Below are 22,049 nucleotides of genomic sequence, written 5' to 3'. Positions count from 1 at the left end.
GCCCCACAAAGGTGCACTATGTGCTTATTCCATCGAATAATTTCGCTATCGGAATTTTACTTGCCCGGTGTTTAGCCATAAAATCACCGCGATTGATTGCAGTGCGACATATCGTCACTGCATCGTTACTTTTTCGAGCTCAGAGACCTTTGCTCTCTGTTAAGGATTTCCAGCATGACCGAAGCGACAGGACTCATGGCCCACAACTGGGGCTTTGCCATTTTCCTCCTCGGTGTTGTCGGCCTTTGCGCCTTCATGCTCGGTGTTTCCAGCCTCCTCGGGTCAAAAGCCTGGGGCCGCAGCAAGAATGAACCGTTCGAGTCCGGCATGCTGCCTACAGGTGGCGCCCGCTTGCGGCTCTCAGCCAAATTCTATCTGGTCGCGATGCTGTTCGTGATCTTCGATATCGAAGCCCTCTTTCTCTTTGCCTGGTCTGTGTCCGTCCGCGAAAGCGGCTGGACCGGATTCGTCGAAGCCCTCGTTTTCATAGCAATTCTGTTGGCAGGCCTTGTCTACCTATTCCGAGTGGGCGCCCTTGACTGGGCTCCGGAAGCTCGTCGTAAGCGGCAAGCGAAGCTGAAACAATGAGGCTTTGGCGATGCAATACAATCTCACCAGGATCGACCCGGATGCTCCTAACGAGCAGTACCCCATCGGCGAACGGGAAACCGTTTCCGACCCGTTAGAAGACCAAGTCCACAAAAACATCTACATGGGCAAGCTGGAAGACGTGCTGAGTGGCGCGGTCAACTGGGGGCGTAAGAACTCCCTGTGGCCGTACAACTTCGGTCTTTCGTGCTGCTACGTGGAAATGACCACCGCCTTCACGGCGCCCCACGACATCGCGCGCTTCGGCGCCGAAGTTATCCGGGCATCGCCGCGCCAGGCGGACTTCATGGTTATCGCCGGCACCTGCTTCATCAAGATGGCGCCGATCATCCAGCGTCTCTACGAGCAAATGCTCGAACCGAAATGGGTTATCTCCATGGGTTCGTGCGCCAACTCCGGTGGCATGTACGACATCTACTCCGTTGTCCAGGGGGTGGACAAGTTCCTGCCCGTGGACGTCTACGTGCCTGGCTGCCCGCCTCGCCCTGAAGCGTTCCTGCAAGGCTTGATGCTGTTGCAGGAATCGATCGGCAAGGAGCGTCGCCCACTGTCCTGGGTCGTCGGTGAACAAGGCGTCTATCGCGCCGAGATGCCGTCTCAAAAGGAACAGCGCCGCGAACAGCGAATCGCAGTCACCAACCTGCGCAGCCCTGACGAAGTCTGATCCAGCACCGCTTCTTTTATAGAACGAAAACCTGGCTTCATTCTTTACGTTGACCGAAAGCGATAAAAAACCATGACTACAGGCAGTGCTCTGTATATCCCGCCTTACAAGGCAGACGACCAGGATGTGGTCGTCGAACTCAACAACCGTTTCGGCCCTGACGCCTTCACCGCCCAGGCCACGCGCACCGGCATGCCGGTGCTGTGGGTGGCGCGTGCCAAGCTCGTCGAAGTCCTGACCTTCCTGCGCAACCTGCCCAAGCCGTACGTCATGCTCTATGACCTGCATGGCGTGGACGAGCGTCTGCGCACCAAGCGCCAAGGGCTGCCGAGCGGCGCCGATTTCACCGTGTTCTACCACCTGATGTCGCTGGAACGTAACAGCGATGTGATGATCAAGGTCGCGCTGTCTGAAACTGACCTGAGCATCCCGACCGTAACCGGTATCTGGCCGAACGCCAGCTGGTACGAGCGTGAAGTCTGGGACATGTTCGGCATCGACTTCCCGGGCCACCCGCACCTGTCGCGCATCATGATGCCGCCAACCTGGGAAGGTCACCCGCTGCGCAAGGACTTCCCTGCCCGCGCGACCGAATTCGACCCGTTCAGCCTCAACCTGGCCAAGCAACAGCTTGAAGAAGAGGCTGCCCGCTTCCGTCCGGAAGACTGGGGCATGAAGCGTTCCGGCACCAACGAGGACTACATGTTCCTCAACCTGGGCCCGAACCACCCTTCGGCGCACGGTGCCTTCCGTATCATCCTGCAACTGGACGGCGAAGAAATCGTCGACTGCGTGCCGGACATCGGCTACCACCACCGCGGTGCCGAGAAGATGGCTGAACGCCAGTCGTGGCACAGTTTCATCCCGTACACCGACCGTATCGACTACCTCGGCGGCGTGATGAACAACCTGCCGTACGTGCTCTCGGTCGAGAAGCTGGCCGGTATCAAGGTGCCGGACCGCGTCGACACCATCCGCATCATGATGGCCGAGTTCTTCCGGATCACCAGCCACCTGCTGTTCCTGGGTACCTATATCCAGGACGTCGGTGCCATGACCCCGGTGTTCTTCACCTTTACCGACCGCCAGCGCGCCTACAAGGTCATCGAAGCCGTCACCGGTTTCCGCCTGCACCCGGCCTGGTATCGCATCGGCGGTGTTGCCCACGACCTGCCGAACGGCTGGGAGCGCCTGGTCAAGGAATTCGTCGAGTGGATGCCCAAGCGTCTGGACGAGTACCAAAAGGCTGCGCTGGACAACAGCATCCTCAAGGGCCGTACCATCGGCGTCGCCCAGTACAACACCAAAGAGGCCCTGGAATGGGGTGTCACCGGTGCGGGCCTGCGTTCCACCGGCTGCGATTTCGACCTGCGTAAAGCGCGCCCGTACTCCGGCTACGAGAACTTCGAATTCGAAGTACCGCTGGGGGCCAATGGCGATGCCTACGACCGTTGCATCGTGCGCGTCGAAGAAATGCGCCAGAGCCTGAAGATCATCGAGCAGTGCATGCGCAACATGCCGGCAGGCCCGTACAAGGCGGACCACCCGCTGACCACGCCGCCGCCGAAAGAGCGCACGCTGCAGCACATCGAAACCCTGATCACGCACTTCCTGCAGGTTTCGTGGGGCCCGGTCATGCCGGCCAACGAATCCTTCCAGATGATCGAAGCGACCAAGGGTATCAACAGTTATTACCTGACGAGCGATGGCGGCACCATGAGCTACCGCACCCGGATCCGTACCCCGAGCTTCGCCCACTTGCAGCAGATCCCTTCGGTGATCAAAGGCGAGATGGTCGCGGACTTGATTGCGTACCTGGGTAGTATCGATTTCGTTATGGCCGACGTGGACCGCTAAGCATGAACAGCACGCTTATCCAGACAGACCGTTTCACCTTGAGTGAAACCGAGCGCTCGGCCATCGAGCACGAGCTGCATCACTACGAAGACCCGCGCGCGGCGTCGATCGAAGCCTTGAAGATCGTCCAGAAGGAACGTGGCTGGGTGCCGGACGGCGCGCTCTACGCCATCGGCGAGATCCTCGGCATCCCTGCCAGCGACGTTGAAGGCGTGGCCACGTTCTACAGCCAGATCTTCCGCCAGCCCGTGGGCCGCCACATCATTCGCGTGTGCGACAGCATGGTCTGCTACATCGGTGGCCACGAATCCGTGGTCAGCGAGATCCAGAACAAGCTGGGCATCGGCCTCGGCCAGACCACCCCGGATGGCCGCTTCACGCTGCTGCCGGTGTGCTGCCTGGGCAACTGCGACAAGGCGCCGGCGTTGATGATCGACGACGACACATTCGGTGACGTGCAGCCCGCTGGCGTGACCCAATTGCTTGAGGGCTACCCATGACCCTTACATCTTTCGGCCCGGCCAACCTGATCAAGCGTTCGCCCGAGACCCACCCGCTGACCTGGCGCCTGCGTGACGATGCCGAGCCGGTATGGTTCGACGAGTACCAGGCCAAGAATGGCTACGCCGCTGCGCGCAAGGCCTTCGCCGACATGGCTCAGGACGATATCGTCCAGACCGTGAAGGACGCCGGCCTTAAAGGTCGCGGTGGTGCAGGCTTCCCCACGGGCGTGAAGTGGGGCCTGATGCCCAAGGACGAATCCATCAACATCCGCTACCTGCTGTGCAACGCGGATGAAATGGAGCCCAACACCTGGAAAGACCGCATGCTGATGGAGCAACTGCCCCATCTGCTGATCGAAGGCATGCTGATCAGCGCCCGCGCGCTGAAAACCTACCGTGGCTACATCTTCCTGCGTGGCGAGTACACCACCGCCGCCAAGCACCTCAACCGTGCCGTGGAAGAAGCCAAGGCCGCCGGCCTGCTGGGCAAGAACATCCTCGGTTCAGGCTTTGATTTCGAACTGTTCGTGCACACCGGCGCCGGGCGTTATATCTGCGGTGAAGAAACCGCACTGATCAACTCCCTCGAAGGCCGCCGCGCCAACCCGCGCTCCAAGCCGCCCTTCCCTGCCGCCGTGGGCGTGTGGGGCAAGCCGACGTGCGTGAACAACGTCGAGACCCTGTGCAACGTGCCGGCGATCATCGCCGACGGCGTGGACTGGTACAAATCCCTGGCCCGCGAAGGCAGCGAAGACATGGGCACCAAGCTCATGGGCTTCTCCGGCAAGGTCAAGAACCCGGGCCTGTGGGAACTGCCCTTCGGCGTCACCGCCCGCGAGCTATTCGAGGACTACGCCGGCGGCATGCGCGACGGCTACACCTTGAAAGCCTGGCAGCCAGGCGGCGCCGGCACCGGCTTCCTGCTGCCCGAGCACCTTGACGCACAAATGTATGCCGGCGGCATCGGCAAGGTGGGCACCCGTATGGGTACTGGCCTGGCGATGGCGGTGGACAACACCGTGAACATGGTCTCGCTGCTGCGCAACATGGAGCAGTTCTTTGCCCGTGAATCCTGTGGCTTCTGCACCCCATGCCGCGACGGCCTGCCGTGGAGCGTCAAGCTGCTGATGGCCCTGGAAAAAGGTGAAGGCCGCGAGGGTGACATCGAGACCCTGCTGGGTCTGGTCGGTTTCCTCGGCCCAGGCAAGACCTTCTGTGCTCACGCACCGGGCGCCGTGGAGCCATTGGGCAGCGCAATCAAATACTTCCGCTCGGAGTTCGAAGCCGGCATCGCGCCTGTCAGCGCCGCCGTCCCGCCTCTGGCGAAGCCGATCGTAGTCGGCGCGTAACGCTTAAAGAAGCGAGGGGTCCGTGCCCTTCGCTTTCTCATGTGCTGACGCCTTGATGGCTGTGTAGATGCACATGAATAACAAGATTCCATTAGCCACGCCCGCTGACAACGGGCCAACGAAGAACTTTGAACCATGGCCACTATCCACGTAGACGGCAAAGCGCTCGAAGTCGATGGGGCGGACAACCTGTTACAGGCCTGTCTGTCACTCGGTCTCGATATTCCGTATTTCTGCTGGCACCCCGCACTTGGTAGCGTCGGTGCCTGTCGCCAGTGTGCGGTCAAGCAGTACACCGACGAGAACGACACCCGTGGTCGTATCGTCATGTCGTGCATGACCCCAGCCACCGACAACACCTGGATCTCCATCGACGATGAAGAATCCAAGGCGTTCCGCGCCAGCGTCGTCGAATGGCTGATGACCAACCACCCCCACGACTGCCCGGTCTGTGAGGAAGGCGGTCACTGCCACCTGCAAGACATGACGGTGATGACCGGCCACAACGAGCGCCGTTATCGCTTCACCAAGCGTACCCACCAGAACCAGGACCTCGGCCCGTTCATTTCCCACGAAATGAACCGCTGCATCGCCTGCTACCGTTGCGTGCGCTTCTATAAGGACTACGCCGGCGGCACCGACCTGGGCGTATTCGGCGCCCACGACAACGTGTACTTCGGTCGCGTTGAAGACGGCGTGCTCGAAAGCGAGTTCTCCGGCAACCTCACCGAGGTCTGCCCGACCGGTGTGTTCACCGACAAGACCCACTCCGAGCGTTACAACCGTAAGTGGGACATGCAGTTCGCCCCGAGCATCTGCCATGGCTGCTCCAGCGGTTGCAACATCTCCCCGGGCGAGCGCTACGGTGAACTGCGTCGTATCGAAAACCGCTTCAACGGTTCGGTCAACCAGTACTTCCTGTGCGACCGTGGCCGTTTCGGCTACGGCTACGTCAACCGCGAAGACCGTCCGCGCCAGCCACTGTTGGCCGGTGGCGCCAAGCTGAGCCTGGACGAAGCGCTGGATAAAGCCGCCGACCTGCTGCGCGGTCGCAACATCGTCGGGATCGGTTCGCCCCGCGCCAGCCTGGAGAGCAACTTCGCGTTGCGCGAACTGGTCGGCGCCGAGCACTTCTACTCCGGTATCGAAGCCGCTGAGCTGGAGCGCATCCGCCTGGTCCTGCAGGTGCTGAACGACAGCCCGCTGCCGGTACCGAACATGCGCGACATCGAAGACCACGACGCGATCTTCGTGCTCGGTGAAGACCTGACCCAGACCGCTGCGCGTATCGCCCTGTCCCTGCGCCAGTCGGTCAAAGGCAAGGCCGAAGCCATGGCCGACGCCATGCGCGTGCAGCCTTGGCTCGACGCCGCGGTGAAGAACATCGGCCAGCACGCGCTGAACCCGCTGTTTATCGCAAGCCTGGCTGAAACCAAACTCGACGACATCGCCGAAGAATGCGTCCATGCCGCACCGGACGACCTGGCCCGCCTCGGTTTCGCCGTGGCCCACGCCCTGGACGCCAGCGCGCCTGCCGTCGAAGGCCTGGACACTGAGGCCGCTGCACTGGCCCAGCGTATCGCCGACGCCCTGCTGGCGGCCAAGCGCCCACTGATCATTGCCGGCACCTCGCTGGGTTCCAAGGCGCTGATCGAAGCCGCGGCCAACATCGCCAAGGCGTTGAAGCTGCGTGACAAGAACGGTTCCATCAGCCTGGTCGTGCCGGAAGCCAACAGCCTTGGCCTGGCCATGCTCGGTGGCGAGTCCGTGGACGCGGCCCTGCAGGCAGTCATCGACGGCAACGCCGATGCCATCGTGGTGCTGGAGAACGACCTGTACACCCGCACCGATGCGGCCAAGGTTGACGCTGCGCTGAACGCCGCCAAGGTGTTGATCGTTGCCGACCACCAGAAGACCGCTACCAGCGAACGTGCCGACCTGGTACTGCCTGCCGCCACCTTCGCTGAAGGCGACGGCACTCTGGTCAGCCAGGAAGGCCGTGCCCAGCGCTTCTTCCAGGTGTTCGATCCGAAGTACATGGACGCCAGCATCCTGGTTCACGAAGGCTGGCGCTGGCTGCATGCCCTGCGCGCGACCCTGCTGAACCAGCCGATCGACTGGACCCAGCTTGACCACGTCACCGCCGCTACCGCCGCAAGCGCACCGCAACTGGCGCGTATCGTCGATGCCGCGCCATCCGCCGCGTTCCGCATCAAAGGCTTGAAACTGGCCCGCGAACCGCTGCGTTACTCCGGTCGTACCGCCATGCGCGCCAACATCAGCGTGCACGAACCGCGTACCCCGCAAGACCCGGATACCGCGTTCAACTTCTCCATGGAAGGTTACTCGGGTTCGGCCGAGCCGCGTCAGCAAGTGCCGTTTGCCTGGTCTCCAGGCTGGAACTCGCCGCAGGCCTGGAACAAGTTCCAGGATGAAGTCGGTGGTCATATCCGCGCTGGCGACCCGGGCACCCGCCTGATCGAAAGCACCGGTGATTCGCTGAACTGGTTCGCTGCCGTACCGCGTCCATTCAACCCGGCCCAGGGCACCTGGCAGGTCGTACCGTTCTTCCACCTGTTCGGCAGCGAAGAGAACTCTTCAAAAGCCGCGCCGGTTCAAGAACGTATCCCGGCCGCCTACGTGTCGGTCGCCAAGTCCGAAGCCGATCGCCTGGGCGTCAACGACGGTGCCCTGCTCAGCCTGAACGTGGCCGGCCAGACCCTGCGTCTGCCGCTGCGCATCAACGATGAGTTGGGTGCCGGCCTGGTTGCACTGCCTAAAGGCCTCGCCGGTATTCCGCCGGCGATCTTTGGCAAAACCGTTGACGGTCTGCAGGAGGCAGCGCAATGACCTGGTTCACCCCTGAAGTGATCGACGTGATCATTGCGGTCCTCAAGGCTGTCGTGATCCTGTTGGCCGTGGTCGTCGCGGGCGCCCTGCTCAGCTTCGTCGAGCGTCGCCTGCTGGGCTGGTGGCAGGACCGTTACGGTCCGAACCGCGTTGGCCCGTTCGGCATGTTCCAGATCGCCGCCGACATGCTGAAAATGTTTTTCAAGGAAGACTGGACCCCACCGTTTGCCGACAAGGTGATCTTCACCCTGGCACCGGTCGTGGCCATGAGCGCCTTGCTGATCGCCTTCGCGATCATCCCGATCACCCCGACCTGGGGCGTGGCGGACCTGAACATCGGCTTGCTGTTCTTCTTCGCCATGGCCGGCCTGTCGGTCTATGCGGTGCTGTTCGCCGGTTGGTCGAGCAACAACAAGTTCGCCCTGCTGGGCAGCTTGCGGGCTTCGGCCCAGACCGTGTCCTACGAAGTGTTCATGGGCCTGGCGCTGATGGGCATCGTGGTGCAGGTCGGCTCGTTCAACATGCGCGACATCGTCGAGTACCAGGCACAGAACCTGTGGTTCATCATTTCGCAGTTCTTTGGCTTCTGCACCTTCTTCATCGCCGGCGTCGCCGTGACTCACCGTCACCCGTTCGACCAGCCTGAAGCGGAGCAGGAACTGGCCGACGGTTACCACATTGAATACGCCGGCATGAAATGGGGCATGTTCTTCGTTGGCGAGTACATCGGCATCATCTTGATCTCGGCCCTGCTGGTCACGCTGTTCTTCGGCGGCTGGCACGGTCCGTTCGGCATCCTGCCGCAGTTGGCGTTCTTCTGGTTCTTCCTGAAGACCGCGTTCTTCATCATGTTGTTCATCCTGCTGCGCGCTTCCATTCCGCGCCCACGCTATGACCAGGTGATGGATTTCAGCTGGCGCTTCTGCCTGCCGCTGACCCTGATCAATTTGCTGGTGACGGCTGCCGTTGTGTTGTTGAACACGCCAGCCGGCGCGGTTCAGTGAGGATTTGACCCATGTTCAAATATATTGGCGACATCGTTAAGGGTACCGGTACCCAGTTGCGAAGCCTGGTGATGGTGTTCGGTCACGGCTTCCGCAAACGCGACACCCTGCAATACCCGGAAGAAGCGGTGTACCTGCCGCCGCGCTATCGCGGCCGCATCGTGCTGACCCGCGACCCCGATGGCGAAGAGCGTTGCGTAGCCTGCAACCTGTGCGCCGTGGCGTGCCCGGTGGGTTGCATCTCCCTGCAGAAAGCTGAAACCGAAGACGGTCGCTGGTACCCGGACTTCTTCCGCATCAACTTCTCGCGCTGCATTTTCTGCGGCCTCTGCGAGGAAGCTTGCCCGACCACCGCGATCCAGCTGACACCGGATTTCGAGATGGCCGAGTTCAAACGTCAGGACCTGGTGTACGAGAAAGAAGATCTTTTGATCTCTGGTCCCGGTAAAAACCCTGATTACAACTTCTATCGTGTTGCAGGTATGGCCGTTGCCGGTAAGCCAAAAGGCGCCGCACAAAACGAAGCCGAGCCGATCAACGTGAAGAGCTTGCTGCCTTAAGGAAGAAAGATGGAATTCGCTTTCTATTTCGCATCGGGTATCGCGGTTGTGTCCACGCTTCGCGTGATCACCAACACCAACCCCGTGCACGCCCTGCTCTACCTGATCATTTCGCTGATCGCCGTGGCCATGACCTTCTTCAGCCTCGGCGCACCGTTCGCCGGTGTCCTGGAAGTGATCGCCTACGCTGGCGCCATCATGGTGCTGTTCGTGTTTGTGGTGATGATGCTCAACCTGGGGCCGGCCTCGGTCGCCCAGGAGCGCGTCTGGCTCAAACCCGGCATCTGGCTCGGCCCGGTTGTCCTCGCCGCCCTGCTGCTGGGTGAACTGCTGTATGTGCTGTTCGCTCACCAGAGCGGCCAGGCCATCGGCCACACCACCGTGGATGCGAAAGCCGTGGGCGTCAGCCTGTTCGGCCCGTACCTGCTGGTGGTCGAACTGGCGTCGATGCTGCTGCTCGCCGCAGCCGTCACCGCCTTCCACTTGGGCCGCAACGAAGCCAAGGAGCAATGACGATGCCTGCTATCCCTTTGGAGCATGGTCTGGCGGTTGCCGGCATCCTGTTCTGCCTTGGCCTGGTCGGCCTGATGGTCCGCCGTAACATTCTGTTCGTGTTGATGAGCCTGGAAATCATGATGAACGCCGCAGCACTGGCCTTCATCGTCGCGGGTGCACGTTGGGGCCAGCCGGATGGACAAGTCATGTTCATCCTGGTGATCAGCCTGGCAGCCGCCGAGGCCAGTATCGGCCTGGCGATCCTGCTGCAACTGTATCGTCGCTTCCACACGCTTGATATCGACGCTGCCAGTGAGATGCGCGGATGAACATGATCTTTCTGACTTTCGTATTTCCCCTGATCGGTTTCCTGCTGCTGTCGTTCTCCCGTGGACGCTGGTCGGAAAACCTCTCGGCCCTGGTGGGCGTGGGCTCGATTGGCCTGTCGGCCATCGTTGCCGCCTACGTCATCTGGCAATTCAACGTGGCCCCGCCGGAAGGCGGCCACTACACCCTGGTGCTGTGGCAGTGGATGTCGGTGGAGGGCTTCAAGCCCAACTTCGCCCTCTACATCGACGGCCTGTCGATCACCATGCTCGGCGTGGTGGTGGGCGTGGGTTTCCTGATCCACCTGTTCGCGTCCTGGTACATGCGCGGTGAAGCCGGTTACTCGCGCTTCTTCTCGTACACCAACCTGTTTATCGCCAGCATGCTGTTCCTGGTACTGGGCGATAACCTGTTGTTCCTGTACTTCGGCTGGGAAGGCGTGGGCCTGTGCTCGTACCTGCTGATCGGTTTCTACTACAGCAACCGCAACAACGGTAACGCGGCACTCAAGGCCTTTATCGTCACCCGTATCGGCGACGTGTTCATGGCAATCGGCCTGTTCATCCTGTTCCAACAGGTGGGCACGCTGAACATCCAGGAACTGCTGGTACTGGCACCGCAGAAATTCCAGGTCGGCGACTTCTGGATCACCCTGGCGACCCTGATGCTGCTGGGCGGTGCCGTGGGTAAATCCGCGCAACTGCCGCTGCAAACCTGGCTGGCGGATGCGATGGCCGGTCCTACCCCGGTTTCGGCACTGATCCACGCCGCAACCATGGTAACCGCTGGTGTCTACCTGATTGCGCGTACCCATGGCCTGTTCACCCTGGCGCCGGAAATCCTGCACCTGGTCGGCCTGGTCGGCGGCGTGACCCTGGTACTGGCCGGCTTCGCCGCGCTGGTACAGACCGACATCAAGCGCATCCTCGCCTACTCGACCATGAGCCAGATCGGCTACATGTTCCTGGCCCTGGGCGTCGGTGCCTGGGACGCGGCGATCTTCCACCTGATGACCCACGCCTTCTTCAAGGCCCTGCTGTTCCTCGCTTCCGGTGCGGTAATCGTTGCCTGCCACCACGAGCAGAACATCTTCAAGATGGGTGGCCTGTGGAAAAAACTGCCGTTGGCCTACGCCAGCTTCATCGTCGGTGGTGCCGCCCTGGCTGCCCTGCCGTTGGTAACCGCCGGTTTCTACTCCAAGGACGAGATCCTCTGGGAAGCCTTTGCCAGCGGTAACCAGAACCTGCTGTACGCAGGCCTGGTGGGTGCGTTCATGACCTCGCTGTACACCTTCCGCCTGATCTTCATCACCTTCCACGGTGAAGCCAAGACCGAAGCACACGCAGGCCACGGCATCTCGCACTGGCTGCCATTGTCGGTACTGATCGTGCTGTCGACTTTCGTCGGTGCAATGATCACACCGCCACTGCACGGCGTATTGCCACAAAGCGTCGGCCATGCCGGCGGCGAAGCCCAGCACAGCCTGGAAATCGTCTCGGGCGCCATCGCCATTGCCGGTATCCTGCTGGCGGCCCTGCTGTTCCTCGGCAAGCGTCGCTTCGTGACCGCCGTTGCCAACAGTGGCATTGGCCGCTTCCTTTCGGCCTGGTGGTTCGCTGCCTGGGGCTTCGACTGGATCTACGACAAACTGTTCGTCAAGCCATACCTGGCCATCAGCCATGTACTGCGTAAAGACCCGCTCGACCAGACCATCGGTTTGATCCCGCGTGCCGCCAAGGCCGGTCACACCGCCCTGAGCCGCAGCGAGACTGGCCAACTGCGCTGGTATGCAGCTTCCATGGCGGCCGGTGCCGTGCTAGTGATCGGCGCCATCGTAGTGGTAGCGGTCTGATATGAACTTTGCGAACTTGCGAAAGGAAACGAGCCCGTCATGATTCTGCCCTGGCTAATCCTGATCCCCTTTATCGGCGGCCTGCTCTGCTGGATGGGTGAACGCTTCGGCGCCACCCTCCCCCGCTGGATTGCGTTGCTGACCATGTCCCTGGAACTCGCACTCGGCCTCTGGCTGTGGGCCCATGGTGACTATTCATTCGCTCCGGCACCGGGTGTCGATCCAACCTTCGCGCTTGAATTCAAGCACGTGTGGATCCAGCGCTTCGGCATCAACGTGCACCTGGCCCTCGACGGCCTGTCGCTGTTGATGATCCTGCTGACCGGCCTGCTGGGTATCCTCTCGGTACTCTGCTCCTGGAAAGAAATCCAGCGTCACGTGGGCTTCTTCCACCTGAACCTGATGTGGATCCTGGGCGGCGTCGTCGGCGTGTTCCTCGCCCTCGACCTGTTCATGTTCTTCTTCTTCTGGGAAATGATGCTGGTGCCGATGTACTTCCTCATCGCGCTCTGGGGTCACAGTTCTTCGGACGGCAAGAAAACCCGGATCTACGCGGCGACCAAGTTCTTCATCTTCACCCAGGCTTCCGGCCTGATCATGTTGGTGGCGATCCTGGGCCTGGTACTGGTCAACTTCAACAACACCGGCGTGATTACCTTCAACTACGCCGACCTGTTGAAAACCAAGATGTCCCTGACCACCGAGTACATCCTGATGCTGGGCTTCTTCATCGCATTCGCGGTGAAGCTGCCGGTGGTGCCGTTCCACTCCTGGCTGCCTGACGCTCACGCCCAGGCGCCAACAGCAGGTTCGGTCGACCTGGCCGGTATCCTGTTGAAGACCGCGGCGTATGGTCTGCTGCGTTTCGCCCTGCCGCTGTTCCCGAATGCCTCGGCCGAGTTCGCGCCGATCGCCATGACCCTGGGTCTGATCGGGATCTTCTACGGCGCGTTCCTGGCCTTCGCGCAAACCGACATCAAGCGTCTGATCGCGTTCTCGTCCGTTTCGCACATGGGTTTCGTACTGATCGGCATCTACTCCGGCAGCCAGCTGGCGTTGCAAGGCGCAGTGATCCAGATGCTGGCCCACGGTGTCTCGGCCGCTGCCCTCTTTATCCTGAGTGGCCAGTTGTACGAACGCCTGCACACCCGTGACATGCGTGAGATGGGTGGCGTGTGGTCGCGCATCGCCTACCTGCCGGCGATCAGCCTGTTCTTTGCCGCGGCGTCCCTGGGCCTGCCGGGCACCGGTAACTTCATCGGCGAATTCCTGATCCTGATGGGCTCGTTCGTACAGACACCGTGGATCAGCGCCATCGCTACATCCGGCCTGGTATTCGGCTCGGTCTACTCGCTGATCATGATCCACCGCGCCTACTTCGGCCCGGCCAAGTCCGACACCGTCCTGCAAGGGATGGATGCTCGCGAACTGATCATGGTGCTCGGCCTTGCGGTACTGCTGATCTACATCGGCGTTTACCCGCAACCGTTCCTGGACACTTCTGCCGCAACGATGCATGGCGTGCAGCAGTGGTTCGGCACCGCCTTCTCTCAACTCGCTTCGGCCCGGTAAGAGCGCTATGGAATTCACGATCCAACACTTTATCGCGCTTGCGCCGCTGCTGATCACCAGCCTCACCATCGTGGTGGTGATGCTGGCGATCGCCTGGCGCCGCAATCACTCGCAAACGTTCCTGCTGTCCTGTGCCGGCCTGAACCTGGCCTTGCTGTCGATCATTCCGGCCCTCAAGGTCGCGCCACTGGCGGTGACCCCGCTGATGATGGTCGATGACTTCGCGCTGCTGTACATCGCGTTGATCCTCGTAGCCACCCTGGCGTGCGTCACCCTCGCCCACGCCTACATGGGCGAAGGCGGCACCGGCTACCCGGGCAACAAGGAAGAGCTGTACCTGCTGATCCTGCTGGCTGCGGCCGGTGGCATCGTGTTGGTCAGCGCACAGCACCTGGCCGGCTTGTTCATCGGCCTGGAACTGCTGTCGATCCCGACCTACGGCCTGGTGGCCTACGCCTTCTTCAACAAGCGCTCCCTGGAAGCCGGCATCAAGTACATGGTGCTGTCGGCCGCCGGTTCCGCGTTCCTGTTGTTCGGTATGGCCCTGCTCTACGCCGAAGCCGGCAACCTGAGCTTCACCGGCATCGGTCACGCCCTGGCCACCACCAGCATGCCTGCGCCGATTGCCCAACTGGGCCTGGCGATGATGCTGATCGGCCTGGCGTTCAAGCTGTCGCTGGTACCCTTCCACCTGTGGACCCCGGACGTGTACGAAGGCGCCCCGGCGCCGGTGGCTGCGTTCCTGGCCACGGCGTCGAAGGTGGCCGTGTTCGCGGTGATGGTGCGTCTGTTCCAGATCTCGCCTGCCGCCAACACCGGCGTGCTGAGCACCGTGCTGACCGTGATCGCCATCGCGTCGATCCTGTTCGGTAACCTGCTGGCCCTGACCCAGAACAACCTCAAGCGTCTGCTGGGTTACTCGTCCATCGCGCACTTCGGCTACCTGCTGATCGCCCTGGTGGCGAGCAAAGGCCTGGCCGTGGAAGCCATGGGTGTGTATCTGGTCACCTACGTGATCACCAGCCTCGGCGCGTTCGGCGTGATCACCCTGATGTCCTCGCCGTTCAAAGGCCGTGACGCTGATGCCCTGTACGAATACCGCGGCCTGTTCTGGCGCCGTCCGTACCTGACCGCCGTACTGACCGTGATGATGCTGTCCCTGGCGGGTATCCCGCTGACGGCCGGCTTCATCGGCAAGTTCTACATCGTGGCGACCGGTGTCGAGGCGCACGAATGGTGGCTGGTGGCATCCCTGGTGCTGGGTAGCGCCATTGGCGTGTTCTACTACCTGCGCGTGATGGTCACCCTGTACCTGATCGAGCCAAACCTGCGTCGTGTGGATGCCGAGCTGCACTGGGAACAGAAAGCCGGTGGCGTAATGCTGCTGGCCATCGCCCTGCTCGCGTTCTTCCTGGGCGTGTACCCACAACCGTTGCTCACCCTGGTGCAGCACGCGGTGTTGGGCGTTTGATCGCTTAGGCACATGCAGTCAACAGAACGGCGCCTTCGGGCGCCGTTTTGCATTCTTGCCATTGATTACATTTCCTTTGGCGAGGGAGCTTGCTCCCGTTGGGGCGCGAAGCGACCCCAGCACAGACACCGCGTTACCCCAGAGAAATCTCAGCGTCAGGTTTCAGGGCCGCTACGCAGCCCAACGGGAGCAAGCGCCCTCGCCACGACAAACGCGCTCGCCAGAAATGCAAACTCGCTGCACTGGGTTGAACCCATACCTTTAACGTCTCCACACTCCCCCATCACCACAAAACGCTCCACACAGATAAACGGCGCAAAAAAAACGCCCCGAATCACTTCGGGGCGTTTTTCATTCAAGTCGACGTGTCTGGCTCAATCGCAGCCTTAAAACGCGATACCCACCTTGAAACCGTACTCATCACGCTTGAGCTTGGTGTTGTCGGCGGTAAAGGAGTCTTCGTCGAGCTTGTATTCGGTGCGGGTGTAGTACAAGCCCGCCATCACCGGCAGATTGCCATTTTGGTTCATCAGCAGGCTGACTTCGGCGTAGGGGTTGGTGCGATCCTTGAGGTCCACAGTGTCACTGCCCACGCCATCCACTTTGAGTTTGGCGCGGCCGTCGATGGTCTGACGGGCACCGGCTTCAACGCGCAGGGTCATGTCATCGAACTGGTGGTTGTAGCCCAGTGCCAGCTTGGCGAATGGCGATTTATTGGTGAGCTTGACGTCATAGCCGTTGGTGTCGGGCTCATAGCGGGTCCAGGTGTAGCCACCGCCCACAATCACGTCGACGAAGTTGCGCGCATCCAGCGCGGCGCGCCAGCCGAGGTCCAGGTCAGCCTGACCTTCCTTGAGCTTGTCGTCGCTTTTTTCGCCGTACTTGGCTTCGATACCGGCTTGATAGATGAAACCGGATTCGGCAGTCAGCTTGTTGCCGAAGTTGTAGAACAGCCCGGCTTCAGGCATGTGGCTCTTGTCGCTTGCGCTGCCGCCTTCGAATTTGAAATCGTTATAGCTACCCAGGATACCGAAGGTGGAAATAGGGCCGGTAGGCGGTGCCGCGAACACCACGGCAGGTGCAGCGACCAGCGCCAACAGGGAGGAACCCTTGAAGATTTTTCCGAATAGCTTGGACATCGTTTTACATCTCCTTGTGAGTGAGCAAATTATTCAGGAACCGCTTCGAACCTCAGCCGTTGGCAAAGGTTCGAATTAATTTGCATCGTTTTGGAGGTAAAACGGTTCAGCGATGGCTCTAACTCAATGCTCTGCAGTGTTAGCCACTAAGCGCTTCGCGAAGCTTGGGATCGGTTGGCAGGTGAATACCAAAGGTCTCTTGCAGCAGTGCCAGCAGTTCATCCGCACTGTCGATCACGCGCTTTTCGCTGGGCCCGTCCAGGCTATGCACCGCATAGTGGGCATTGGCCAGGGTATAACGCTTACCCGGCGCCAACCGTGCCGCTTTCAACTGGCCGAGGAACACCGAGTCAGGGCGTGTAGAGACGTACCAGTTGCCGATTTCGTAGTCGATGGCGGCCTGCACTTGCAGGTCGAACACATACAAACCGCGCCACTCCCCGGCGACCAGCACCCACAGGGTGTAACTGCCCTGCCCGTCGAAGGTCAGCCGATAAGGTTCATGGGCCGTGGCCTGCTGCGCTTGGGTGTCCAGTTGCAACGGGCTGCTGGGCACCATGCCGCCAAAGCCGACATCCGTGATATAGCGCGCGCCCTCCAGGGTCACCAGGCTCAAGCGGTGGGTGCGCGCCGTGTGCGCATCCGCCGGACCACCCAGCACCACGCGGCCGGTGATGCCCCGTGCGTCGAAGCCGAGCTCCTGCAACAGCGCCAGGAACATCTGGTTCAGCTCATAGCAATACCCGCCGCGCCCATCCAACAGGATTTTTTGCTCGACACTGGGCAAGTCGATGGGTACCGGCCTGTGCAACAAGGTCGACAAGCTCTCGAAGGCAAAGGTGCACACGTGGCGCAATTGCAGCGCTTGCAGGGTTTCAAGGGTCGGCGGTGGGGGCGAAGCGTAGCCCAGGCGTTGCAGATAAAGCTGGCTGTGAGTCAGGCGGCTGTCAGTGGGGTGGGACATGGCGCGATCCTTGAGCGCGTGGCGAAGGCGTCACTATGCCGCGCCAGCCAACGGCTTGTCATTTTGAATGAACCTTTCTCGGCGCCAACCTATCCATCTATAACAAGACAGGGAGGCAACATGAGTACCGCGAAGATTTACACCATTCACTATCAACTGCACGGTCAACCGAAGTCGTTTGTAGTGCGTGCCGAAGTGATGAACAACGCTGAGGCATGGCACTGGGCAGCGGTTGATGCCGACGTTGCGCACGTCAGTCGCGTGGGGCGCGTGGGGCATGAACAGGTGAAGAAAACCACCCGGCCCAAGGCGGAAAAATTCGGGATTACCGAGGTAACGTGGACAGCCCCCAAGTGAAAGAACAAGCCCCACCATAAAGGTGGGGCTTTTTTATAGATCAGACACAGGACAGACTGTTCAGCGCTCGACAAATGGCAGTGGTGCATCCGTATCACGGCGCACCGCGAACACATTCAGCGTCATCGCCACCAGCGCGTAGTAGCCAAAAACACCGACAAGCTCGACCACGGCCGGCTCTCCGAAAGCCGCTATCGCCTGTGCATAGAGCGCGTCATCGATACGCCGGGTTTCATAAAGCATCTTGCCGAGGCGATAGACCAACGCCTCGTCCTCACGGGTAAAGGGCGGCGCTGCCTGCTGCTGCAACGCTTCGATGACCGCATCACTGACACCGGCTGAGCGCGCAATGGGCTCATGAATCTGCCACTCGGCCTGGGACTGCCACCAGGCTGCCGTAAACAGGATCGCCAACTCGGTAAGGCGCAGTTCCAGTTGCGTGCCATAACGACAAAAGGCCCCCAGCCGCTGTGCATGGTTCGCCAGTTGCGGGCTGTGGATCCAGGCCAGGAAAGGCCCATCCAGATTTCCACGCGGCCCTGCCAGGATCTCCTTGAGCACAGCGCGCTGGGCATCGCTCATCGACGCTTCGGTCAACTCGCTTAGACGCGATTGAATAGCCATTGCGCGCTCCCCTCAGCGGTTCTTCAACGTGGTCGTCACCGCAACCAGCAGTTTGTCGGCGATCTCATCAAGGTGATGATCCTCAAGAATGAACGGCGGTGCCAGAAGGATATGATCGCCCCGCTGCCCGTCGATGGTTCCGCCCATGGGGTAGCACATCAAGCCTTCAGCCATGGCCGCCTGCTTGAGTTTGGCGTGCAGCTTGAGAGCCGGGTCGAAAGGCGCCTTGCTGTTGCGGTCGGCGACCAGTTCGATGCCCTGGAACAGCCCACGGCCGCGGATATCACCAATGTGCGGATGCTCGGCGAAACGATCCAGCAAACGCTCACGCAGGCCCTCCCCCAAGCGGTTGACTTGGGCGAGCAACCCACGCGACTCGATGGCTTTCTGTACCGCCAGCGCGGCGGCGCAGGCGGTGGCGTGGCCGATATAGGTATGGCCGTGCTGAAAGAACCCAGAGCCCGAGGCGATCGCATCACGGATTTTCCGGCTCACCAGCGTTGCGCCGATGGGCTGGTAACCGGCGCCCAGCCCTTTGGCGATGGTGATCAGATCCGCCGTGATGCCTTCCTGCTCTGCAGCAAACAAACTGCCGGTACGGCCCATGCCGCACATGACTTCATCCAGAATCAACAAGACGCCATGGCGGTCGCACACGTCTCGGATACGTTTGAAATAGCCCGGCACCGCAGTCACCGCGCCCAGCGTCGCGCCGACCACAGGCTCGGCGACAAACGCCATGACGTTTTCAGCCCCCAGACGCAGGATTTCCGCTTCCAGTTCGCCAGCCAGGCGCACGCCCAGCGCTTCGGCGGATTCACCGTCCTGTTGCTGGCGATAGGCATAGCATGGGCTGACATGACTGACGTCAATCAGCAGCGGTTCAAACTGCCTGCGCCGCCATTCATTACCACCGGTCGCCAGCGCACCCAGGGTATTGCCGTGATAGCTCTGGCGCCGTGCGATCAGGTGCTTGCGCTGGGGCTGGCCGATCTCGATGAAGTATTGGCGAGCGAGTTTCAGCGCCGCTTCTATCGCCTCCGAACCGCCTGAAACGAAATACACCGAATCGATGCCCGCCGGGGCTCGTGCCACCAGGAAATCAGCCAGTTCCTCCATCACCTGCGTGGTAAAGAAGGAGGTGTGGGCATAAGCCAACTGCCCCACCTGCCGACGCACCGCCTCGATCACGTCCGGGTCGCTGTGGCCCAGGCACGACACCGCAGCGCCACCACTGGCATCCAGGTAACGACGTTGATTGGCGTCGATCAGGTAAGGCCCTTCGCCCTTGACTGCAATGGGGTAGCTTTGTGTAAGGCTGCGATGAAAGACGTGGCTCATGGATGCCGCTCCGGTTTTTTGCAAATAATAGATGCAGATTTTTTAAATGCAATTATTTTTTGCATAACCATTCAGTGCCTCACCGCTCAAATAAACCCGTAAAACCCAGACTTTTATGGCTTAAAACCTTTTTTCGTGGCGCGCCAGCCATGCAAAATATAGTTGCACGCAAAATAAATGCATGTATATTTTGCTAAAAAGCAAATGTGTCGTGCGCCTCCTCTTTCGGGTGGCTAGCCGGGCCTATAACAAAAAAGTGGAGTGAATTCCTGTGGATCACTCAAAAAATTGACTGCCGCTATCCCCATCGCCCCAGGCTAGCCTCGGGCTTGTTTCCCCCTGAAGAGAAAATACCCATGAAGCACTTTCTGAAGGTCTCACTGGCGGCACTGGCACTGGTCACCACCTCAAGCAGCTTCGCTGCGAGCAAGGAACTGCTGGTCGCGACCGACACCGCGTTCGTACCGTTCGAGTTCAAGCAAGGCAACGAATACGTGGGCTTCGACATCGACCTGTGGGCCGCCATTGCCAAAGAAATGGGCGTCAGCTACCAGCTCAAGCCCATGGACTTCAACGGCATCATCCCTGCCCTGCAAACCCATAATGTCGACGTAGCGCTCGCCGGGATCACGATCAAGGAAGAGCGCAAGCAAGCCATCGACTTCTCCGATGGTTACTACAACAGCGGTTTCCTGTTGATGGTCAAAAGCGACAACAACACCATCAAAGGTGAAGCGGATATCGCCGGCAAGACCCTGGCGGTAAAAAGCGGCACCTCGGCAGCGGACTACGCCAAGGCCAACCTGAAAGCCAGCGAACTGCGCCAGTTCCCCAATATCGATAACGCCTACCTGGAGCTGCGCACCGGCCGTGTCGATGCCGCCATGCACGACACGCCTAACGTCCTGTACTACATCAAGACGGCAGGCGAAGGCCAGGTGAAGGCCGTCGGCCAACAGATGCTCGCGCAGCAGTACGGCATCGGTTTCCCCAAAGGCAGCGAATTGCGCGAGCCGGTCAACGCGGCACTGAAGAAGATTCGCGAGAACGGCACCTACGCGCAGATCTATCGCAAGTGGTTCGGCACCGATCCGCAATAACCCCCGTCCTTCCTCAATAGAGAATTCAGCATGCATTTCCAATGGAGCGCCATTTGGGATGCGCTGCCGGTCCTGCTCGACGGCGCCAAGCTGACCTTGTGGATTTCGATCCTGGGTCTGATCGGTGGTGCCGTCATCGGCGTAGGTGCGGGTTTTGCCCGTGCCTACGGTGGTTTTATCAGCAGCCGTGTTGCGCTTGTTTTCATCGAACTGATCCGTGGCACACCGATCATGGTGCAGGTCATGTTCATCTACTTTGCGCTACCGATGATGATTCCGGTGCGCATCGATCCATTCTCGGCTGCCGTCGTGACCATCATGTTCAACTCCGGCGCCTACATCGCCGAGATCACCCGCGGCGCGGTGTTGTCGATCAATCGAGGTTTCCGCGAAGCCGGGTTGGCGCTGGGCCTGTCCAGGCGCGATACGCTGCGCTATGTGATCGCCCCGCTGGCGTTCCGCCGGATGATCCCGGCGCTGGGCAACCAATGGATCGTCAGCATCAAGGATACGTCGCTGTTCATCGTGATCGGTGTCGCCGAATTGACCCGCCAGGGCCAGGAAGTGATCGCCGGCAATTTCCGCGCGATGGAAATCTGGTCTGCGGTCGCCGTTATCTATCTGATCATTACGTTGGTGCTGAGCTATGTACTGCGACGTATGGAATCGAGGCTGAAAATCCTATGATCGAGTTCAAAGGTGTGTCCAAGCACTTCGGCAGCACTCAGGTGCTGCACGACATCAACCTCAAGATCGCCAGCGGTGAAGTGGTCGTCATCATCGGCCCGTCGGGCTCGGGTAAATCCACCCTGCTGCGCTGCATCAACAAACTCGAAGAGATCACCGACGGCCAACTGATCGTCGATGGCCTGGAGGTCAACGACCCCAAGGTCGATGAGCGTCTGATCCGCCAGGAAGCGGGCATGGTGTTCCAGCAGTTTCACCTGTTCCCTCAGATGACGGCGCTGCAGAACGTCGCCTTCGGCCCGGTACGGGTACGCGGCGCCAGCCGTACTGAGGCCGAGCAACTGGCCGCCGAGCTGCTGGCAAAAGTCGGTTTGGCCGAACGTGCCAATCACTTCCCCTCCGAGCTGTCCGGCGGCCAGCAGCAACGCGTCGCCATCGCACGGGCATTGGCGGTCAAGCCCAAGCTCATGCTGTTTGACGAACCGACATCCGCGCTGGATCCGGAATTGCGCCACGAAGTGCTGACCGTGATGAAATCGCTGGCCGATGAAGGCATGACCATGGTGATCGTCACCCACGAAGTGGATTTCGCACGCAAGGTTGCCACGCGCCTGATCTTCATCGACAAGGGCCGCATCGCAGAGGACGGCCCGCCCGCCGAACTCATCGCCAACCCGCCAAGCCCGCGCCTGCGCGAGTTTCTGCAACATGTATCGTGAGGAGA

General features: G+C 60.6%; 21 protein-coding genes. 17 read left to right on the top strand and 4 right to left on the bottom strand.

What is annotated here, in order from left to right; translation table 11 throughout:
• Positions 1-174 precede the first annotated feature (174 nt).
• From ACQRBV_RS18790 to nuoN, 13 genes are all read left to right on the top strand, one after another.
• On the top strand, positions 175-588 hold the full coding sequence (locus ACQRBV_RS18790; RefSeq protein WP_003219575.1) for an NADH-quinone oxidoreductase subunit A: 414 nt from the start codon (positions 175-177) through the stop codon (positions 586-588).
• Positions 589-598: 10 nt separating this feature from the next.
• The gene (locus ACQRBV_RS18785) at positions 599-1,273 is read left to right on the top strand and encodes a NuoB/complex I 20 kDa subunit family protein (RefSeq protein ID WP_060755665.1); all 675 of its coding nucleotides are present in this window, start codon (positions 599-601) and stop codon (positions 1,271-1,273) included.
• Between the two features lie 72 nt (positions 1,274-1,345).
• Entirely contained in the window at positions 1,346-3,130 is a 1,785-nt protein-coding gene (gene nuoC, locus ACQRBV_RS18780; protein WP_060755666.1) for an NADH-quinone oxidoreductase subunit C/D, read from the top strand.
• A gap of 2 nt (positions 3,131-3,132) precedes the next feature.
• Entirely contained in the window at positions 3,133-3,630 is a 498-nt protein-coding gene (gene nuoE, locus ACQRBV_RS18775) for an NADH-quinone oxidoreductase subunit NuoE (RefSeq protein WP_003174721.1), read from the top strand.
• Positions 3,627-4,982 (top strand): NADH-quinone oxidoreductase subunit NuoF, encoded by a 1,356-nt coding sequence (gene nuoF / locus ACQRBV_RS18770; protein ID WP_060755667.1) that lies wholly within the window; start codon positions 3,627-3,629, stop codon positions 4,980-4,982. Before nuoE ends, nuoF begins: the two co-directional genes overlap by 4 nt.
• Positions 4,983-5,117: 135 nt before the next feature.
• Entirely contained in the window at positions 5,118-7,832 is a 2,715-nt protein-coding gene (gene nuoG / locus ACQRBV_RS18765) for an NADH-quinone oxidoreductase subunit NuoG (RefSeq protein ID WP_411984388.1), read from the top strand.
• Positions 7,829-8,836, top strand: a complete 1,008-nt coding sequence (gene nuoH / locus ACQRBV_RS18760; protein WP_411984389.1) for an NADH-quinone oxidoreductase subunit NuoH — start codon at positions 7,829-7,831, stop codon at positions 8,834-8,836. Before nuoG ends, nuoH begins: the two co-directional genes overlap by 4 nt.
• A gap of 11 nt (positions 8,837-8,847) precedes the next feature.
• Entirely contained in the window at positions 8,848-9,396 is a 549-nt protein-coding gene (nuoI, locus tag ACQRBV_RS18755) for an NADH-quinone oxidoreductase subunit NuoI (protein WP_003174725.1), read from the top strand.
• A gap of 9 nt (positions 9,397-9,405) precedes the next feature.
• Positions 9,406-9,909, top strand: a complete 504-nt coding sequence (gene nuoJ, locus ACQRBV_RS18750) for an NADH-quinone oxidoreductase subunit J (protein ID WP_060755670.1) — start codon at positions 9,406-9,408, stop codon at positions 9,907-9,909.
• A gap of 2 nt (positions 9,910-9,911) precedes the next feature.
• Complete coding sequence (gene nuoK / locus ACQRBV_RS18745; RefSeq protein WP_003174727.1) at positions 9,912-10,220, top strand: NADH-quinone oxidoreductase subunit NuoK; 309 nt, start codon at positions 9,912-9,914, stop codon at positions 10,218-10,220.
• The gene (gene nuoL / locus ACQRBV_RS18740; protein WP_090370255.1) at positions 10,217-12,070 is read left to right on the top strand and encodes an NADH-quinone oxidoreductase subunit L; all 1,854 of its coding nucleotides are present in this window, start codon (positions 10,217-10,219) and stop codon (positions 12,068-12,070) included. The genes nuoK and nuoL overlap by 4 nt, the downstream gene beginning before the upstream one ends.
• 39 nt (positions 12,071-12,109) lie before the next feature.
• Positions 12,110-13,642: an NADH-quinone oxidoreductase subunit M gene (gene nuoM / locus ACQRBV_RS18735; RefSeq protein WP_016974046.1), complete on the top strand. Its 1,533-nt coding sequence runs from the start codon at positions 12,110-12,112 to the stop codon at positions 13,640-13,642.
• 7 nt (positions 13,643-13,649) lie between these two features.
• A complete protein-coding gene (gene nuoN, locus ACQRBV_RS18730; protein ID WP_060755672.1) occupies positions 13,650-15,113 on the top strand; it encodes an NADH-quinone oxidoreductase subunit NuoN in 1,464 nt (487 codons plus the stop codon).
• Between the two features lie 386 nt (positions 15,114-15,499).
• Here the strand turns inward: nuoN and ACQRBV_RS18725 are convergent, their stop codons facing one another.
• On the bottom strand, positions 15,500-16,252 hold the full coding sequence (locus ACQRBV_RS18725) for an outer membrane beta-barrel protein (RefSeq protein WP_060755674.1): 753 nt from the start codon (positions 16,250-16,252) through the stop codon (positions 15,500-15,502).
• A gap of 139 nt (positions 16,253-16,391) precedes the next feature.
• Positions 16,392-17,216 (bottom strand): arylamine N-acetyltransferase family protein, encoded by an 825-nt coding sequence (locus ACQRBV_RS18720; RefSeq protein ID WP_411984390.1) that lies wholly within the window; start codon positions 17,214-17,216, stop codon positions 16,392-16,394.
• A 120-nt stretch (positions 17,217-17,336) separates the two neighbouring features.
• Between ACQRBV_RS18720 and ACQRBV_RS18715 the strand changes: the two genes are divergently transcribed.
• A complete protein-coding gene (locus ACQRBV_RS18715) occupies positions 17,337-17,573 on the top strand; it encodes a DUF6555 family protein (RefSeq protein WP_060755676.1) in 237 nt (78 codons plus the stop codon).
• Positions 17,574-17,633: 60 nt separating this feature from the next.
• Here ACQRBV_RS18715 and ACQRBV_RS18710 read toward each other — a convergent pair whose 3' ends face one another.
• Positions 17,634-18,197, bottom strand: coding sequence for a carboxymuconolactone decarboxylase family protein (locus ACQRBV_RS18710; RefSeq protein WP_411984391.1), 564 nt, complete (start codon positions 18,195-18,197; stop codon positions 17,634-17,636).
• 12 nt (positions 18,198-18,209) lie between these two features.
• Positions 18,210-19,538, bottom strand: a complete 1,329-nt coding sequence (locus ACQRBV_RS18705; RefSeq protein WP_060755678.1) for an aspartate aminotransferase family protein — start codon at positions 19,536-19,538, stop codon at positions 18,210-18,212.
• Positions 19,539-19,894: 356 nt separating this feature from the next.
• On the opposite strand from ACQRBV_RS18705, the gene glnH reads away from it, so the two are divergent.
• The 3 genes from glnH to glnQ are packed head-to-tail and all read left to right on the top strand — an operon-like array spanning position 19,895 to position 22,044.
• Complete coding sequence (gene glnH / locus ACQRBV_RS18700; RefSeq protein ID WP_060755679.1) at positions 19,895-20,638, top strand: glutamine ABC transporter substrate-binding protein GlnH; 744 nt, start codon at positions 19,895-19,897, stop codon at positions 20,636-20,638.
• Positions 20,639-20,668: 30 nt separating this feature from the next.
• The gene (glnP, locus tag ACQRBV_RS18695; RefSeq protein ID WP_060755680.1) at positions 20,669-21,325 is read left to right on the top strand and encodes a glutamine ABC transporter permease GlnP; all 657 of its coding nucleotides are present in this window, start codon (positions 20,669-20,671) and stop codon (positions 21,323-21,325) included.
• The gene (gene glnQ / locus ACQRBV_RS18690; RefSeq protein ID WP_060755681.1) at positions 21,322-22,044 is read left to right on the top strand and encodes a glutamine ABC transporter ATP-binding protein GlnQ; all 723 of its coding nucleotides are present in this window, start codon (positions 21,322-21,324) and stop codon (positions 22,042-22,044) included. The genes glnP and glnQ overlap by 4 nt, the downstream gene beginning before the upstream one ends.
• Positions 22,045-22,049: the final 5 nt, after the last annotated feature.

It is taken from the genome of Pseudomonas sp. R11F, assembly GCF_050312575.1.
In the GTDB taxonomy this organism is placed as follows: domain Bacteria; phylum Pseudomonadota; class Gammaproteobacteria; order Pseudomonadales; family Pseudomonadaceae; genus Aquipseudomonas; species Aquipseudomonas palleroniana.
Note: the sequence above shows the minus strand (reverse complement) of the source record. Positions and strands in the feature narration are given on the sequence as shown.